16 protein-coding genes are annotated in these 16,145 nt (G+C 62.1%); 5 read left to right on the top strand and 11 right to left on the bottom strand.

Translation table 11 applies throughout. From position 1 onward, the window contains the following. Nucleotides 1-129: 129 nt before the first annotated feature. The 4 genes from MSKU9_RS04805 to MSKU9_RS04820 all read right to left on the bottom strand — a co-directional run bounded on the left by MSKU9_RS04805 (nucleotide 130) and on the right by MSKU9_RS04820 (nucleotide 4,185). On the bottom strand, nucleotides 130-774 hold the full coding sequence (locus MSKU9_RS04805; RefSeq protein ID WP_141260188.1) for a LolA family protein: 645 nt from the start codon (nucleotides 772-774) through the stop codon (nucleotides 130-132). A 74-nt stretch (nucleotides 775-848) separates the two neighbouring features. Next, nucleotides 849-1,805 carry an iron exporter MbfA gene (gene mbfA, locus MSKU9_RS04810; RefSeq protein WP_141260189.1) on the bottom strand — a complete coding sequence of 319 codons (957 nt, stop codon included), beginning with the start codon at nucleotides 1,803-1,805 and terminating at the stop codon, nucleotides 849-851. A 147-nt stretch (nucleotides 1,806-1,952) separates the two neighbouring features. Then, a complete protein-coding gene (locus MSKU9_RS04815; RefSeq protein WP_141260190.1) occupies nucleotides 1,953-3,365 on the bottom strand; it encodes a glutamate--cysteine ligase in 1,413 nt (470 codons plus the stop codon). A gap of 94 nt (nucleotides 3,366-3,459) precedes the next feature. Next, entirely contained in the window at nucleotides 3,460-4,185 is a 726-nt protein-coding gene (locus tag MSKU9_RS04820) for a 16S rRNA (uracil(1498)-N(3))-methyltransferase (protein ID WP_141260191.1), read from the bottom strand. 158 nt (nucleotides 4,186-4,343) lie between these two features. On the opposite strand from MSKU9_RS04820, the gene ubiA reads away from it, so the two are divergent. Next, nucleotides 4,344-5,261 carry a 4-hydroxybenzoate octaprenyltransferase gene (gene ubiA / locus MSKU9_RS04825; protein ID WP_141260192.1) on the top strand — a complete coding sequence of 306 codons (918 nt, stop codon included), beginning with the start codon at nucleotides 4,344-4,346 and terminating at the stop codon, nucleotides 5,259-5,261. On the opposite strand, the gene MSKU9_RS04830 is transcribed toward ubiA, so the two are convergent. After that, the gene (locus MSKU9_RS04830) at nucleotides 5,251-6,000 is read right to left on the bottom strand and encodes a dienelactone hydrolase family protein (RefSeq protein WP_141260193.1); all 750 of its coding nucleotides are present in this window, start codon (nucleotides 5,998-6,000) and stop codon (nucleotides 5,251-5,253) included. The two genes, ubiA and MSKU9_RS04830, sit on opposite strands and share 11 nt — an antisense overlap. Before the next feature lie 207 nt (nucleotides 6,001-6,207). Here MSKU9_RS04830 and MSKU9_RS04835 point away from each other — a divergent pair, with 207 nt between their 5' ends. Next, nucleotides 6,208-7,551 carry a GntT/GntP/DsdX family permease gene (locus tag MSKU9_RS04835; protein ID WP_141260194.1) on the top strand — a complete coding sequence of 448 codons (1,344 nt, stop codon included), beginning with the start codon at nucleotides 6,208-6,210 and terminating at the stop codon, nucleotides 7,549-7,551. Nucleotides 7,552-7,689: 138 nt separating this feature from the next. Here the strand turns inward: MSKU9_RS04835 and MSKU9_RS04840 are convergent, their stop codons facing one another. The 5 genes from MSKU9_RS04840 to MSKU9_RS04860 all read right to left on the bottom strand — a co-directional run bounded on the left by MSKU9_RS04840 (nucleotide 7,690) and on the right by MSKU9_RS04860 (nucleotide 13,179). After that, nucleotides 7,690-8,286: a nicotinamidase gene (locus MSKU9_RS04840; RefSeq protein WP_141260195.1), complete on the bottom strand. Its 597-nt coding sequence runs from the start codon at nucleotides 8,284-8,286 to the stop codon at nucleotides 7,690-7,692. Between the two features lie 218 nt (nucleotides 8,287-8,504). Then, complete coding sequence (gene der, locus MSKU9_RS04845) at nucleotides 8,505-9,926, bottom strand: ribosome biogenesis GTPase Der (RefSeq protein ID WP_141260196.1); 1,422 nt, start codon at nucleotides 9,924-9,926, stop codon at nucleotides 8,505-8,507. A gap of 16 nt (nucleotides 9,927-9,942) precedes the next feature. After that, the gene (locus tag MSKU9_RS04850; RefSeq protein ID WP_141260197.1) at nucleotides 9,943-11,316 is read right to left on the bottom strand and encodes a PQQ-like beta-propeller repeat protein; all 1,374 of its coding nucleotides are present in this window, start codon (nucleotides 11,314-11,316) and stop codon (nucleotides 9,943-9,945) included. A 40-nt stretch (nucleotides 11,317-11,356) separates the two neighbouring features. Next, nucleotides 11,357-12,052, bottom strand: coding sequence for a hypothetical protein (locus MSKU9_RS04855; RefSeq protein WP_141260199.1), 696 nt, complete (start codon nucleotides 12,050-12,052; stop codon nucleotides 11,357-11,359). Between the two features lie 212 nt (nucleotides 12,053-12,264). After that, on the bottom strand, nucleotides 12,265-13,179 hold the full coding sequence (locus MSKU9_RS04860; protein WP_141260200.1) for a glycosyltransferase family 9 protein: 915 nt from the start codon (nucleotides 13,177-13,179) through the stop codon (nucleotides 12,265-12,267). 85 nt (nucleotides 13,180-13,264) lie between these two features. On the opposite strand from MSKU9_RS04860, the gene ygfZ reads away from it, so the two are divergent. From ygfZ to MSKU9_RS04875, 3 genes are read left to right on the top strand one after another with little or no spacing between them, the layout of a single operon-like run. Further along, entirely contained in the window at nucleotides 13,265-14,095 is an 831-nt protein-coding gene (gene ygfZ, locus MSKU9_RS04865) for a CAF17-like 4Fe-4S cluster assembly/insertion protein YgfZ (RefSeq protein WP_141260201.1), read from the top strand. Nucleotides 14,096-14,134: 39 nt separating this feature from the next. Next, nucleotides 14,135-14,551, top strand: coding sequence for a phosphoribosyl-AMP cyclohydrolase (gene hisI, locus MSKU9_RS04870; protein WP_141260203.1), 417 nt, complete (start codon nucleotides 14,135-14,137; stop codon nucleotides 14,549-14,551). Further along, nucleotides 14,538-14,780 carry a hypothetical protein gene (locus tag MSKU9_RS04875; RefSeq protein ID WP_141260204.1) on the top strand — a complete coding sequence of 81 codons (243 nt, stop codon included), beginning with the start codon at nucleotides 14,538-14,540 and terminating at the stop codon, nucleotides 14,778-14,780. The genes hisI and MSKU9_RS04875 overlap by 14 nt, the downstream gene beginning before the upstream one ends. Here the strand turns inward: MSKU9_RS04875 and lpxB are convergent. Then, entirely contained in the window at nucleotides 14,719-15,948 is a 1,230-nt protein-coding gene (lpxB, locus tag MSKU9_RS04880; protein ID WP_141260205.1) for a lipid-A-disaccharide synthase, read from the bottom strand. The genes MSKU9_RS04875 and lpxB overlap by 62 nt on opposite strands. Nucleotides 15,949-16,145: the final 197 nt, after the last annotated feature.

The raw sequence follows: 16,145 nt of genomic DNA on the forward strand, positions 1-16,145 counted from the left end.
CTGATTGATACAAAATAAACGTTTTTAGGCACTACCTTTTTTTAAAAGGCGATATTCTTCAACGCTTTTTTGAAAAAAGCGTCACCAAAAAACTTTCTTATTATACGGCCCTGTGGGGCAAGAGCAGGTTCAGTGCTGTTCCGGCAGGTCGGTGCTGAACAGGGAATCCGGTGGCATGGAACCTCCGGTCGAGGCATCAAGCAGATCGACACGGGTGGTTTCCTGCTGGGCGTCCTGAATGATCCAGCCACGCAGCAGCAGCGGGCTGTCATGAAAAATCAGCGTCATGCTGCCGTCACCGGGAGAATCGGTACGCACCACCGTGATCTCCAGCACATTGCCCTCATGCGTCAGGCCGGTGACCGTCACATCCCCCGACAGTTGCAGATGCGGGCGCAAAAGCAGGCCCAGTGGCGTCTTGTCCATGGGCATGGTGGTGGTCTGATCAAGCTGGCTGTCGTTGAACACGACCTGATCGTGATTGGCCACCAGCAGCAGCGGGCTGGGCGGGTCATACTGGAAGCGCATGCGACGATTCGTCCGGTCGATCCACGCAGTCCCGGTGCTCTGCTTGCCGTCGGGTGCTGTCTGACGGAAACGGGCTTTCAGCAGGCTGATCGCATCCAGGTGCCGCTCAACGCGTTCCAGCAGGGCATGATCCTGATCCGATGCGCCAACGGCCATCTGTTCCTGCGCATGGGCGGTGGACACAAGGTCTCCACCAGCAAGCAGGCAGGCCAGTCCGCAGGCGGCGATGGTAGGGGCAAATCTCATGATACGGGACGATCCATACGGGGAGTACCCGCCCACTGGTGCCCCATCACGGGGGTAATATCAAGGCGGGTGGATCAGGAACTGCCAATCAGCACACCGGCCACAAATACCAGCAACCCGCCAATGACAATCTGCACGATGGCCGAACCGAACGGCGTTTCCTGATACCGCCAGCGTATCCATGAAATCACGAACAGTTCGATCACCACCACGATCACGGCGGCGATCATGGCCGTGGAAAAATTGTCGATCAGGAACGGCAGCGTATGGCCGATCCCCCCCGCCGTGGTCATAAGCCCGCATATCAGCCCACGCAGCAGCGGCGCGCCACGGCCCGACAGCTTGCCATCATCGGACAGGGCTTCGGCAAAGCCCATGGAAATCCCTGCCCCCACCGACGCCGCCATGCCGACAAGAAAGGCATTCCATGGCTGGTGTGTGGCGAACGCCGCAGCAAAAACCGGGGCCAGCGTAGACACCGACCCGTCCATCAGCCCCACAAGGCCGGGCTGGATAACCTGCAGCACGAAGCGGCGGCGGGCGTCCTCGTCCTCGCTTTCGCGCTTGCTGGTGGGCAGACGGTCCAGTTCTATGGCGTTGGCGGCCTGTTCATGCTGGTCCTCGGCATGGGCCAGGTCACCCAGCAGCTTGCGCGTGGCCGCATCCGTGGTGCGCAGGGCGGCCTGACGGTAGAAGCGCGCGGCGTCCATTTCCATCTGCCGGGCATGCTGGCGCACGGCCTCGATCCCCTGCGTCTGGACCTGCCATGCGGGCTTGCGCACCATGAAATCCGCAATGTCCTGACGGCGGATGAGCGGGATATGGGGGCCGAAGCGGCTGGCGTACAGGTCGATCAGGTCGCGGCGGTGACTGTCTTCTTCCACCGACATGTCGGTAAATATCTTGGATGTATCGGGATATTTTTCCCGCAATGCATAGGCGAAGTCGGAATAGATGCGCCCGTCTTCCTCCTCATTGGAGATGGCCAGCGCGAGGATTTCCTGATCGGTCAGGGACGAGAATTTACGCATTATCCAGTCTATGCATAAATTCTTTCATCACCTCAAGAATATTGTAAAGTTAAAAATAATTATCAGTTGTATTTCCAAAGTAATAATCGAAACTGATTATGCTTCTCGATTACATTTACTGGAAATACATTCTGACAGCCCCCGTCGTCAGACAGCGGCCTCGGCAAAGATATGGGTGACATCGCGCTTCCACCGACCATGGTAGGCCGCAAGCCACGCTTCCGCCTGCGTGGGGCCACCGGCTGCGATTTCATGCAGGGGGGCAAGGTGCCGGGTCTCGTCACGTCCCTGCGCGTCCCTGATATTACGCGCCCGCAACCCGTCGGTCGCCAGTTCGATCATCCGCGCGACAAGCGGGCGCAACGTACCGTGCCCCCATGGCGTGTCCAGACCGCTGCGCGGCACCGCGGCACGAATGGCGATATAGTCATCCCACCCATGTTCCAGCACCAGCTTTTCAGCAGCATGCACGGTGGCGTCATCATATAGCAGCCCGGTCCACAGCGCGGACTGCGCCAGCATCATGGCGGGCGATCCGGCATCGGCCCCCCGCATTTCCAGAAACTGCTTGAGCCGCACATCAGGGAAGGCGGTAGTCATATGATCCTCGAAATCGCCGATCGTCGGACGCTCCCCCTCCAGTCCAGGCGGGCAGCGTCCCGCCACCCAGTCCCGGAATGAACTGCCCGCGACATCAATCAGCCGGTCATCGCGGGTGACGAAATACATCGGCACATCCAGCAGCCAGTCCACATAAGTGGCAAAGCTGAAGCCTTCTTCCATGAAACGGCGCGGCATGCCCGCACGTGCATTATCGGTATCGGTCCAGACACGCGCACGGTTGGACAGGAACCCATTGGGATGGCCTTCATAAAACGGGGAACTGGCGAACAGCGCCGTTGCCACAGGCTGCAACGCAAGCGAGACCCGCATCTTGCGCGCCATGTCCGCTTCCGACCCGAAATCAAGATTGACCTGCACGGTGCAGGTCCGCAGCATCATGTCCAGCCCCAGCGTGCCCACCTTGGGCATGTAGTTGCGCATGATGGCGTAACGGCTTTTGGGCATCCACGGTATATCGGACCGTCTTGCGGTGGGGTGGAACCCCAGGGGGGCGAAACCGATACCCAGCCTGTCGCAGATCGGGCGGATGGCGGCAAAATGGTGGTCCATTTCGGACTCGGTCTCATGCAGGGAAACCAGCGGCGCGCCGGACAGTTCAAACTGCCCGCCCGGCTCCAGCGAAATCGAACCACCTTTTGCATCCGCCTGCCCCTTCAGGCCGATCAGCGCATCGCGGTCGATGATTTCTTCCCACCGCCTGCCGCCCGCTTCCGCCGCCAGCCCGCGCAGCAGATCCTCGATCCCCTGCGGTGCGTAAGGGGGCGAGGACCAGGCCCTGCGTCCCGGAGCTGCAGTGTCGGGCCGGACAAAACCGAATTTTTCATGTTCCGTGCCGATCCGCCATTCGGACCGGGGTCGGGCACCTGCCGCCAGAATTGCGACCATCTGGTCAAATGTTTCGATTACGGTTGAATTATGCGCGCCGGGATTCGACATGGCGGGGGCAATATCCTCAAATGACAGTCAGATTAACGCCGGCGACAGGCTGAACGCGCATGCCGGAGGGGGCAGGTGTTTATTGACCCATCCCTCATAAGGCCTTGAGGCCAGCCCCGACAAGAGCCAGCGCCGCCGCCGCCGCCGTATCCGCACGCAGCACAAGATCCCCAAGCGACAGTGGCCGTACGAACGACCGTGCACGCAGCATGTCATGTTCACGCGGGGAAAAACCACCTTCGGGGCCGATCAGCACGCAGTCCCCGGATCGCGCCACGACGGGAGCAGCCGGAGCATTGCTACGTTCAAGGGCGGCAAAAAGACTGACATCATCAGGCCATCGGGACAGCACCATCGGCAGGTCCGCCAGCGGGTCGATGCCGGGCACATCAAGGCGCTCGCACTGTTCGGCGGCCTCGACCGCGATACTTTCCAGACGGACGGTATTGATACGGTGGGTGTTGGTGCGTTCGCTAGCCACGGGGCGAAAACGTGTGACCCCCAGTTCGGTACCCATGCGGATGACCGTTTCGGTCGCATCGCGCTTGAGCGGCGCAAACAGCAGGCATACCCCCCGTGTCGCCACAGGCGCGCGAGTCTGCCCTACCAGTTGGATGCGGCAGCGATCCCGGCGCAGGTGGTCGATGACACCATGCCATTCCCCATCGCGTACATTGAAGAGCGCAACCTCCGCCCCCACCTGCCGGCGCAGGACGGTGCCGAGATAGTGGGCCTGTCCCGCTTCCAGATCCAGCATGGCGTCACGCGCCATCGGGGCAATCGTTTCGGGGGCAATGAACAGTCGCGGGCAATCCCTCATGCCTGACGGTAACCTTTCGCACTTAATCATAACGCCGGGGCCGGTCTTGACCCGGCGGGGTCTTCCGGCCCATCTGTTTCGCCATTAGCAGCCACGGGGCGATCCGTCATCGGCAAACCCTGCCCCGCTGGCGCTGCCAAGCCCGAAGGAGTTGCCCCGTGGACCAGCCTGTACCCCATACAGACATCCGGGTGGATGGCTGGATCGGCCGTCTGCCCGTGCGCCTGCGTCCCTATGCGCTGCTGGCGCGCCTGGACCGGCCCATTGGCACGTGGCTGCTGTTTCTGCCGGGCGTGTGGGGTATCCTGTTACCGGCGGGCGTGCCGGTGGCGCACCGTATTTTCCTGATCGTGCTGTTCGGTATCGGCAGCGTCGTGATGCGTGGTGCCGGCTGTGTGGTCAATGACATGTGGGACCGTGACATTGACCGGCAGGTCGCACGCACCGCAGGCCGCCCGCTGGCATCTGGCGCGCTGTCGATGCGGGAGGCAGCGCTGTTCCTCGCGGCCCTGCTGCTGATCGGGTTCAATATCCTCATGAGCCTCAATACCCTGTCACAGGTGCTGGGCGCGTCCTCGCTTATCCTTGTCGGGCTGTACCCGCTCGCCAAACGGGTGACATGGTGGCCGCAGCTGGTCATGGGGTTCACGTTCGGCTTTGGCGCGCCGCTGGGCTACACTGCGGCGGCGGACCGGATCGAACCCGCCCTGTTCGCGCTGTATGCCGCCACCATCGTCTGGCAGCTTGGATTTGATACGATCTACGGCTTTCAGGACATGGAAGATGACGCCCGCATTGGCGTGCGGTCAACGTCGCGCCTGATGGCCGGGCATGCGCGGCTGTTTGTGGGCATATGCTACGCGCTGACGGTTGCCGGACTGGCGGCGGCAGGGTGGCTTGCCCATACGGGTTACGGGTTCTGGCTGACGCTGCCCCTGCCTGCCATGCTGCTGGCATGGCAGGTCAGCCGCCTGGACGCGCGTGATCCGGCCGGGTGCCTGCGCCTGTTCCGCTTCAACCGCGAAACCGGCCTGGTCATCGCACTGGCCATGCTGACGGGTATGCTTACGCGTTAAGATGCATTGTGCGGCCCAGAAAAGTGCGGGCCATGTCCATGCATTGCAGGAACAGGGCGGAATCGTAACGATGCCCTTCATCACGCAGGAATGCGTGCTGGGCATTGAATTCATGCCATTCGTAACGGGTGCCCGCATGTTCCAGCGCCTCGCGGATCATCTGCCGACCGGCAAAGGGCACATGCGGGTCCTGCCGCCCCCAGACCAGAAACGCCTCACCCTTCATCTCGCCCACGCGCACAAGCGTATCGTCGCATTTCCCATGGCCAAGGCTGTGGGCATGGATATCGGTGGCATAGAAACACACAGCCGCCCTTACGCGCGGATCAAGGGCCGCACGAAACGCCAGATGCCCGCCAAGGCACACGCCCATCGTGGCCATGGCACCGGTACAGTGCGGGTAGGTTTCCAGCCAGTCCAGCGCCGCGCGCGCATCATGATCATAGGCCGCAAGCGGTTTTTCGTGTTTCAGGAAATTGCCCCGGTCAGTACCCGGTTTGTCATAGGCCAGAACGGTGCCCGCCGGTTCATATTCATGATAGACCTCAGGCACGCAGACCACATGCCCCAGCCCCGCCATCATGGCCGCAAGCCTGCGGATGGGGCCCGTCACCTGGTAGATTTCCGAAAAAAGGACAATGCCGGGAAAGCGTCCCGCAATGGCCGGACGGAAAACATGCATCCGCATCATGCCTGATGGTGTCGGGATGTCTGCCGTTTCGTCTGAAAGGATAATCATGGCAATATACGTGCTCCATAGGGCAAAAGGTCATGATAGCAGCATACGCATCCCCCACCGAGGGGTCGGGCACCCTCACATTCGTGTAATATCAGATCAGGGAAATGGGGTGTTTTTGTTCAAATATTGCGCAAAAAAAGCTTCCAGCGTTGACATTCAATCACATCCCCGGCCTGTATAGGGCATGAATTCATTACAGAAACCATAATGTCATCCCTGTTCGCCCTCTCCCTCGCGTCGCTGGCGATCGTAGCCGTCGTGGTTCTGATCGCACGCTTCAAGATCAATCCGTTCATCGTGCTGTTCGCGGTCTCGCTTGCGCTGGCGCTGGGAGCGGGCATGCCACCACAGAAGGCCATCGCATCGTTCGAAGCCGGTGCGGGACGCGTGCTGGGACATGTCGCGACCGTCATCGCGCTGGGTACCATGCTGGGCAAGATGCTGGCGGAATCGGGCGGGGCTGACCGGATCGCGGTCACGATCACCAGCCTTGCGGGTAAAAAGCGCGTCAGTTGGGCCATGATGGTGATCGGCCTGCTGGTGGGTCTGCCAGTGTTTTTCGAGGTCGGGTTCGTCCTGCTCATCCCCCTGGCTTTCACGCTGGCGCGGCGGACCAATACGCCATTGCTGCTGCTGGCGCTGCCCATGGGTGCGGCGCTGTCGGTTACGCACGCCATGATCCCGCCCCACCCCGCAACACTGCTGGCGCTGTCGGCCTATCATGCGGATATCGGGCGTGCGATCCTGTGGGGGATCGTGATCGGCACGCCGGTGGCGGCCCTTGCCGGGCCGATTTACGCGCGCTTCATCGCCGGGCGGATCGGGCCTGTCCTGCCGTCTGCGCTGGAAGCACAGTTCGTCAACCACGACATGCCCGAAAACATGCCTGGCTTCGGCATTACGGTCATGACCATCCTTTCCCCCGTCATCCTGATGCTGGTGGGATCAATGGCGGACCTGGTGGCGACAGCGCATACGCCACTGAACAATGCGCTGCATTTCATCGGCAATACCGACATTGCGCTGGCACTGGCGACGCTGCTGTCATTTCAGGTCTTTGGCGCAGCCCGCGGGTTCAGCCGTGAAACCATCCTGAAATTCACCAATGACTGCCTGGCCCCTACCGCCCTGATCATGCTGCTGGTCGGCGCGGGCGGTGGTTTTGGTCAGGAACTGGTCGATAGCGGCGTGTCGTCGGCCATTACCGACCTTGCGGTGGGCGCGCATGTGCCGCTGCTGGTGCTGGCGTGGCTGCTGGCGGTGGTGGTGCGCGTGGCAACCGGGTCCGCCACTGTGGCCATGAGTACGGCGGCCGGTATTGTTGGCCCGATTCTGCTGCGCACCCATGCGGCGTCCCCCGAACTGATGGTGATCGTGACCGGGGCAGGGTCCGTGGCGCTGGGGCCGCTGAATGACGCAGGTTTCTGGCAGATCAAGGAATACCTTGGCCTGTCGGTTGGTCAGACCATAAAGACATGGTCGGTGATCGAAACCCTGATTGCCGTGCTGGGACTGGCATTCGCGATGATGATCTCGCTGGTGATCGGATAACCTGAAGCCTGTTTGAGAATAACCGATTGATAAAAATCACGTGCGTTTCTGATCCTGTTTTTTTAAAAAAAAGGCTGCATTCTTCGAATGCTTTTTGAAAAAATCTTCACCAGAAACTTTTGATTTTCAGCATATCGTTCAATCGTGGTTATCTGCCAGCACGTCTGCCGCCCGCGCCTGATCCACCCCTTCCATACCCAGCGCGGCCAGCACTGACGCAGGGGCCTGCCGCACGCCGCAGCAGGCATCGGGCAGGATGAAGGTTGCAAACCCTGCCCGGACCGCGTCGCGTGCAGTGGCTGCCACGCAGTAATCCAGTGCCACACCCACTACGAATACGCGGGTAATCCCCCTGCCCTTCAGCAGGTCATCCAACCCGGTGCGGCTGGCGTGGTCGTTGTCTTCAAATGCGGAATAGCTGTCGATATCGGGATTCAGTCCCTTGCGCAGCACCACGCCGATATGCGCCTGCGCCAATGTGGGCAAAAGGTCTGCCCCCGGCGTGCCCGCCACACAATGCACCGGCCATGGACCTCCCTGCCCGACAAAGGATACATGCCCCGCCGGGTGCCAGTCCTGCGTTGCGACAATCACGCCAAATGGCAGGTCGCATAACGGATTGATCAGGGTGGGCAGCCTATCCGCCCCCGGTACGCCAAGGGAACCGCCAGGCATGAAATCGACCTGCATGTCAATAATCAGCAGGGCATCCGTGGCAGTTATACGCGGGGACATGATCCGTCTTTCCTTATCTTTTATCGAGACAGCACGATGCCCGCTTGAAAACTACTAGAAAATAAAAGTTTTTGGATGGCGATGTTTTGAAAAAGGGCAACGTTTTCCAGAGCTGTCCGAAAAAAGCTTTACCAAAAACTTTCTATAATTTGTGCGGTTACCATGACGGCTACCAAAAACAGAAAATCCGGACGGAAGAACCGCCCGGATCATCATAGTCAGCTTTTGGCGTAGGGGTTGCTTGATGCCCGCAGCAGCAGCCGGATCGGCGTGCCGGGCAGGTCAAACGTCTCACGCAGGCCATTGACCAGATAACGCTGATAATCTTCAGGCAGCTGGTCCGTGCGGGTGCCGAACACGATAAACGTGGGCGGGCGCGCCTTGGCCTGCGTGACGTAGCGCAGCTTGAGTCTGCGGCCATCAACCAGCGGTGGCGGATGCCGTTCGATCATCATCTCGAACCACCGGTTAAGCGCGCCGGTCGCAACACGACGGTTCCAGATGTCATAGGCCCGGCGCACGGTCGGCAGCAGCTTGTTGATCCCTGCCCCGGTCATGGCGGAAAACGCGACAACGGGTATGCCGCGCATCTGTGCCAGCGACGTCTCGATACGGTCCTTGATGGCCTGCCGGGTCGCGGCCCGGTCCTCCACCGCGTCCCATTTGTTCAGCGCCAGTACGCAGCACCGGCCTTCACGCTCGATCAGGCGGGCGATCTGCAGGTCCTGTTCATGCACGCCCAGCGTCGCATCAAGCACGAGGATGACGACCTCCGCCATCTTCAGCGCCTCGATCGAGGCGGAAACGGACATCTTCTCCAGCGTTTCGTCAATCCGCGCCTTGCGGCGCAGGCCCGCGGTATCAACCAGTTGGATCGGGCCCTGATCGTCATGCAGCATGACGGCAATGGAATCGCGCGTAAGCCCCGGTTCCGGGCCGGTAATCATCCGTTCTTCGCCCAGCAGGCGGTTCAGCAGCGTGGACTTGCCCGCATTGGGACGACCGACAATGGCAAGGCGCAGCGGACCGGGGGGCCGGACATCCTCCTCCTCGCCTTCCGCCTGTTCACGCCGGGTGCGGCGCGTGGCCTTCTGCACGGGCGGCAGATCGGTGGGGGGCAGGCGGTCGGCGATTTCGGACATGAGGTCGGCCACGCCTTCCCCATGCTCGGCAGAGATGGCCAGTGGCGTACCAAGACCCAGCGAGAACGCTTCCATGGCGGCGGCAGCCCCCTGCCGCCCTTCCGCCTTGTTGGCGACCAGCAGCACGGGACGGCCCTGCCGACGCAGCCAGTTGGCGAAATGCTCATCCGCAGGCGTCAGGCCGCTGCGCGCGTCAATGCAGAACAGCACAAGGTCCGCATCCGCCACCGCGGATTCGGAAGATGCCCGCATACGCCCGTACAGCGTATCGGGAGCCGCTTCTTCCAGCCCCGCCGTATCAATTATGCGAATGGCGCGGCCACGGACCGTGGCCTGCCCTTCCTTACGGTCGCGGGTTACGCCGGGGGTGTCGGCCACAAGCGCCTGCCTGCGACCGACCAGCCGGTTGAAAATGGTCGACTTGCCGACATTTGGCCTGCCCGCGATCACGACAACCGGCAGCGCATCCACTGGCGCGGATGGAAAAGATGAACTCACTGCGGCAACTTTCTTTTTAACTATAGGCGATAAGGTAGCCGTTATTGTCCAGCAGCAACAGCAGATTATCGACCACAATGGGCGCGGTCGTCACCTGACCGGGCAGTTTGTGCAGGGATTCGATATGCCCCTGCGCCGGATCGATGATGGCGACCCCGTTTTCGGGGAAGCTGGAAACAAACACCAGCTTGCCCCCCGCCAGAAGCGGGCCGTTCCATACGATGCCGCGCTTCTGCTTGTCAGAATTTTCGTACTGGCGCAGTTGCGTGATCCAGCGGACATGACCCGAAAGCCGGTCAAGGCAGGCCACCTGCTGGTCCATGGAGATGATGAAGATCCAGTCCCCGATCACCAGCGGCGTGTTCTGCCCCGAAATGCCACGTTCCCACAGCCTGCGGCCCGAACGCATGTCAATGGCCACCAGCACCGCACCTGTGCTTATGGCATAGGCCGTGCCATCGGCGATGACCGGCATGCCATGCACGCACGAAAAGTCGATCAGCGCCTGCTGCCCGTTGGTGCTGCCCAGCGTGTCGGCCCACACTACCTCACCACCTTCCGCACGCAGCGCCACAAGGTCGCCCGAACCGAAACCGGCCAGCACGACGCCATCGGCCACGGCCGGGGCAGGCTGGCCATATATGACGGTATCGGCGGCGGTTGCGGCGTATGTCCACAGCACGTTGCCATTTTCGGCATCAAGGCAGTACAGGTGCTCATCAATGGTGCCAAGGAACAGGCGGCCATTGACAACGGTGGGCGCGGACCGGCCGGGGGTCTGGATATTGACGCGCCATTTCAGCTTGCCCGTCGCGGCGTCCAGAGCCAGCGCCTGGCCTATGCCGTCAACGACATACAGCGTATCGCCATCAACACTGATCCCGCCGCCCAGATTGTCCGAACGCATCTTGCGCGGCTTGGGGTTGTATTCCCACAGCTTGTGCATGGCGGGCCAGCGATAGGCCCGGATCACGCCCTGTGCATCCATTACGAAAATGCGACCGTTCTGGACCACTGGCGGCGCCTGGATAATGCCGCGCCCGCTATTGCCCAGAGCAACGTAATACAGCGGTTCCGGTTCGGAAATGCCGGCACCGATGTCATGCGTCCATTCATGCCGCATGGCCCCGCGCCAGGCAATGTCCATGCCCACATGGTCGGGATTGACGCCCGATTGCGGCCATGCGTTCAGCGCCGTGGGGGCAGGCACGGTCACGACCTGCGTTTCATCGGGGTCAACGGTCAGGCCGGCCTTGGTCTGCAGCACGTCGGAACGGTGGCCGATCAGCAGCGGCTTCTTTTTCTGCGCACTGGAACAGGCAGCCAGGGCGGGCAGCAGCGCGGCCCCGGCACCAAGTAACGCGTGGCGGCGGCTCAGGGCTGGTTTCATGGTCTTCCTGTCTGTGGGCATGGGGGTGTCATGGGTCGGGCTAGCCACCTGCGTCCGCCCCCATGGTCTGCAGCATGGCTTCGGCGCGGTTGCGCACGCCGTCGGTTACGGACATGTCCATGGTCAGGCGTTCCAGCCGTGCACGGGCATCCGCTTCCCTGCCGGTGCGCAGGTCAAGCATGGCCTCGGCCTCAATGGCCTGGGCGCGCCATGGCTGGCCTGCCCCATCCAGCACCGCAAGACGTGAACGCAGGGTGGCGGGATCACCGCTGTCAATCTGGTGCTGGACCCACAGCAGGCTGGCGAGTGAGGCAATGACCGGATCGGTGGCGTGTTCCTGCGCTACCCCGTCCCACAAAGCAAGGGCCGCAGGCAGGCTCCCGCTATTGGCCAGCAGGGCCGCGCGTTCCATCCGGGCAAGGATGCGCAGCGGCGGCCGTGCCCGACCATCCAGCGCCGCGAGTTCCTGCAGTCCGGTTTTCTGGCGCGCGGTCAGCGTTCCATCCATGCCTGTGCTGTCGGGCGCGCGGGCGGTATCCTGCATCGCGGTGAAATATGCTGCCGAGACCGCCGCATCCGCCTTATGCGCGCGGGAGACGGAATACTGCCATCCCCCGGCTCCGATGCACACCACCGCGACCACGGCGCCCGCGACAACCAGATAGCGGCGCGCCAGCGCCCGGATGCGTTCGGCACGGATTTCCTCATCGACTTCCGTGAAGATGTCGTCAGCCACGTTCCTGTCGTTCCCTGCTCGCTTGCGCGGCGCCATGCGCACGGCGCGTCGTGATTGTCGGCCCCACCATATCCGCCCTGAAACGGCACGGCAAACCACCATGTCGGGGTGGTTGCGCCATTATCGGCCATACTGCCTGTCCGATCACATAGACCGGCCCGTTTTCCACCGCCAGCCGTAAGCATGGTGGAAATGCAAAAAGTTCGGGTTTTTCACCCTTTCGTCCCCCACCTGTCGCGCAGCAGCGCCCTGGCGGTGGTGACGACCTGCGCCACATCCAGCCCTTCCATCGGGGCATTGCCCACCGGGCCGGGGGCCATGGCCACCCGTGCCCACGGACCGGATGGGGCGTATTCCGACGCCCGGCTGCGCCCGAACAGGCCCAGCGTGGGAATCCCGCACGCCGCGGCAAGATGCATGAGGCCCGAATCATTGCCAATGAACAGTCGGCACCGCCCCAGCAATGCCGCCACCTGTGTTACCGACAGGTTGCCGCCTGTATCCAGCGCGCCGGGCAACTGCTCCAGCACGGTCTGCGCACGCTCGCGCTCGGCATGACCCGGTCCGTACAGGATGACGGAACGCAGGGATGGATCATCTTCATGAAGCGCCCTGAACACCGCGACAAACCGCTCGGCAGGCCAGATCTTGCCATCCCAGTTGGCGGTGGGACCAAGGGCGATCCAGTGCGGCCCGTCAGGCAGCATTTCCGCCGCCTGCGCGCGTTCGGCGGCACTGGTCCACACAACCGGCAGGGGTGCCGGATCAAGGTCCAGCAGGTTGCCGATGTGGGTAATGCGCCGCCCCGGCCTGCGTCCGCCACGCATGACATGACGTTTGCCCACGCGCAGGAAATAGCTGACGACCGACCCGCGCAGGTCCACGCACAGGTCCCATTTCGTGCCGCGGCACTGCCGCCACAGTTCCAGCCAGTGACGGTCCCATGGCTGCTTGACCATTTCGATGGTGCGTACGCGGCGCGGCATGTGGGCGAACAGCCCGGCCGCCACCGGCCCGCAGGCAATGGTGAAATCCGCCTGCGGGTAACGCCGCAGCAGGGTGTCCAGCAGCCCGGTGGACAGGATGGCGTCCCCCAGCCGGGTGGATGTGATGAACAGGATATGCATTTTCCCGGTGCTAGTCAGGTTTTGCTTATGTGCCAACCTCTCTTTACCCCTTGCCTGCGGGCACAGGCATGGCCAGATTGCGCATATGGCCAGAATTGCTCATCTTCCCGATCGCGCCGTACTCAGCATATCGGGTGCGGATCGTGTCTCCTTCCTGCAGGGGCTGGTGTCCAATGACATGACGGCAGTCGCGCCCGGCCATGCCGTGTGGACCGCTTTCCTGTCGGCACAGGGCAAATGGCTGGCTGATTTCTTTGTTTTCGCTGACCCCGAGGGCGTGCGCCTGCTGGTCGATTGTGACGCGGACCAGGCCGACATGCTGCGCCAGCGCCTGTCGCGCTATCGCCTGCGCGCCGATGTGGAGATCAGTGAGACCGGATACGCCGTCCACGCCGCATGGGGGGAAGACTTCACTGCACCCGAAGGTTATCCGGCCGCCCCGGACCCCCGCCTGCCGCAGGCGGGATGGCGGTTCCTGATGGGGCATCCCGTCGCCAGCCCTTCGGCGGATGATGCCGATTATGACCATCTGCGCCTGTCGCTCGGGCTGCCCGACGGCGCACGCGACTGCGAAAGTGGCAAGACCCTGCTGCTGGAAGCCAATTTCGACCAGCTGAACGGCATTTCATGGACCAAAGGGTGCTACATGGGTCAGGAACTGACCGCACGCACCCGCTACCGCGGACTGGTGCGCCGTCACCTGCTGCCGGTAACGTCGCACCATGAACTGCCTGCCCCCGGTACGCTCATCCTGTCCGGTACGGCCACGGTGGGGGAGATGCGCTCATCCCGCGACAAGGTGGGCATGGCGATGATCCGCAACGAACATATCAACGATACGAACCTGACCATAGGGGGGCACGCGCTGCGCGTGCACGTACCCCGGTGGTTTACCCTGCCCACCAAGGCGGAATAGCAATACGCCCACCCCGTTTTTTCAAGGTTGTAAAGAGACATGTCCCATATTCCCCCAGACCAGACCGTTCGCGCGGCCATGATCGACCGGGTCAAGTTCAATGAAGACGGCCTGATCACAGCCATTGCCCAGCAGCATGACAGTGGCGAGGTGCTGATGCTGGCATGGATGAACGCGGACGCGCTGGATGAAACGCTGCGCACGGGCCATGTGTGCTATTATTCACGCAGCCGCCGTAGCCTGTGGCGCAAGGGGGAAACATCCGGACAGGTGCAGACATTGGTTGACGCCCGCCTTGATTGCGACCGTGACGCCGTGCTGCTGCTGGTGGACCAGAAGGGCGTTGCCTGCCACACGGGGCGACGCAGCTGCTTCTATAACGCGCTACGCCCCGAAGGGATCGTTGAAACAACCCAACCGGAAGTCGCGGCGGAGACCCTCTATGGCAAAGCCTGACAGAACAGTAGTGAATGACGAGGAAAAGCGTGAGCAGATCAGCAAGCTGGTCTGGATCGGGATTACCGTGCTGGGCACCATCATCATGGGCATATTCATGCTGCGTGCCGAACTGCATGCCCTGATAACGGAAAACGAACCCCTGCCCCCCGGTGCCGCGGCCCCTGCTACGCCGGGCGCTGTCCCGCCTGCGGTCCCTTCATCGGGCCAGCCCCCAGTAAATCCATGATCTCGGCCGCTGCGGCAGACGCCGGGTCCGCTCCGGGCCCGCGCAGGGCGGCGCGGATATGACCAAACCCCGCGCGCTGCAAACGACGGCTCTGCTGATCCGCCAGCAGGCGTTCAACGGTGTTTGCCAGCAGTTGAGGCGTACAGCGTTCCTGCAGCAGTTCAGGCACCAGCCGGTGGCCTGACAGCAGGTTGACCATGGCCACATATGGCACCCGGATCAGCCGCCGCGCCATGGCGGCCGTCAGCGGATTGACGCGGTAGGTCACCGCCATGGGCACATTGGCGATGGCCAGTTCCAGCGTGGATGTGCCCGATTTGGTCAGTGCCGCATCGGCTGCGGCAAATGCATCATGCTTGTCATTCACATCCGTCACGATAACGGGCTGCACCGGCCATTTCGCAACCCCCCTGCGCACGATATCCGCAATGACCGGGGAAACCGGTACCACGGGCACGATACCGGGCACCCGCTGTTGCAGGATTGCCAGCATGCGCCCGAATACCGGCAACAGACGCGGCGCTTCGGACCGGCGACTGCCGGGCATCAGCACCAGCACGGGCGCATCCGCGGCAATACCGTGGCGGGCGCGAAAGGTGGGGCCAGACCCACCATCCGCACCGGACTGCAGGACGGGGTGGCCGACAAAACGCGCCTCGATCCCGTGACGGGCAAAGAATTCAGGCTCGAACGGCAGCAGGCACAGCATGCGTTCCCACAGGCCGGGGAATTCGCGCACCCTGTGTTCACGCCACGCCCAGACCTGTGGCGCCACGTAATGCAGGCGCGGAATGGACAGCGGCGCGATCCTGCGCAGCAGCCGCAGGGTAAAACCGGGACTGTCTATGGTAATGACCAGATCAGGTCGCCGGTTGGTAATATCCGCCACTGCCTGATCCAGCCTGCGGGACAGATGCCGGATTTTGGGCAGCACTTCCATCAAGCCCATGACGGCCAGGTCACGCAACGGAAACAGCGTATGCAGCCCCTGTGCGTGCATGCGTTCCCCGCCAATTCCGGCAAACCGCACACCCGGGCACAGCATGCGCAGCGCCGCCATAAGGCGACCGCCCAGCACATCGCCACTCGCCTCCCCCGCCATGATCCAGATGGTGGGACCGGATGGAACCGTCGTGGAAGATGCGTGCGTAAGGGAAGTGTCAGTCATGCCTGACCGGCTTATCGTGTCGTGTCAGGCAGCGCAAATGCCTGTTGTGAAAATTGCAGTCCGGTTGCCCGCACCGTTATGCAGACCAGCGGATGACCGGGCCGATAATGTCGACAGGGAACAGAACCTATATACGTCAGTTTTTCCCATCATGAACCATTTCAGACAGATCCATCAATTAAAGAAGTAATGAAAGC

Origin of the sequence: Komagataeibacter diospyri, assembly GCF_006538165.1 — a bacterium.
GTDB lineage: Bacteria > Pseudomonadota > Alphaproteobacteria > Acetobacterales > Acetobacteraceae > Komagataeibacter > Komagataeibacter diospyri.

Bases quoted from the DNA above. Each gene is read 5' to 3' on its own strand.
- MSKU9_RS04815 (WP_141260190.1), bottom strand. From the start codon at position 3,365: ATGTCGAATCCCGGCGCGCATAATTCAACCGTAATCGAAACATTTGAC.
- MSKU9_RS04805 (WP_141260188.1), bottom strand. From the start codon at position 774: ATGAGATTTGCCCCTACCATCGCCGCCTGCGGACTGGCCTGCCTGCTT.
- mbfA (WP_141260189.1), bottom strand. From the start codon at position 1,805: ATGCGTAAATTCTCGTCCCTGACCGATCAGGAAATCCTCGCGCTGGCC.
- MSKU9_RS04875 (WP_141260204.1), top strand. From the start codon at position 14,538: ATGGCAAAGCCTGACAGAACAGTAGTGAATGACGAGGAAAAGCGTGAG.
- MSKU9_RS04820 (WP_141260191.1), bottom strand. From the start codon at position 4,185: ATGAGGGATTGCCCGCGACTGTTCATTGCCCCCGAAACGATTGCCCCG.
- hisI (WP_141260203.1), top strand. From the start codon at position 14,135: ATGTCCCATATTCCCCCAGACCAGACCGTTCGCGCGGCCATGATCGAC.
- MSKU9_RS04840 (WP_141260195.1), bottom strand. From the start codon at position 8,286: ATGTCCCCGCGTATAACTGCCACGGATGCCCTGCTGATTATTGACATG.
- ygfZ (WP_141260201.1), top strand. From the start codon at position 13,265: ATGGCCAGAATTGCTCATCTTCCCGATCGCGCCGTACTCAGCATATCG.
- MSKU9_RS04860 (WP_141260200.1), bottom strand. From the start codon at position 13,179: ATGCATATCCTGTTCATCACATCCACCCGGCTGGGGGACGCCATCCTG.
- MSKU9_RS04830 (WP_141260193.1), bottom strand. From the start codon at position 6,000: ATGATTATCCTTTCAGACGAAACGGCAGACATCCCGACACCATCAGGC.
- MSKU9_RS04850 (WP_141260197.1), bottom strand. From the start codon at position 11,316: ATGAAACCAGCCCTGAGCCGCCGCCACGCGTTACTTGGTGCCGGGGCC.
- MSKU9_RS04835 (WP_141260194.1), top strand. From the start codon at position 6,208: ATGTCATCCCTGTTCGCCCTCTCCCTCGCGTCGCTGGCGATCGTAGCC.
- lpxB (WP_141260205.1), bottom strand. From the start codon at position 15,948: ATGACTGACACTTCCCTTACGCACGCATCTTCCACGACGGTTCCATCC.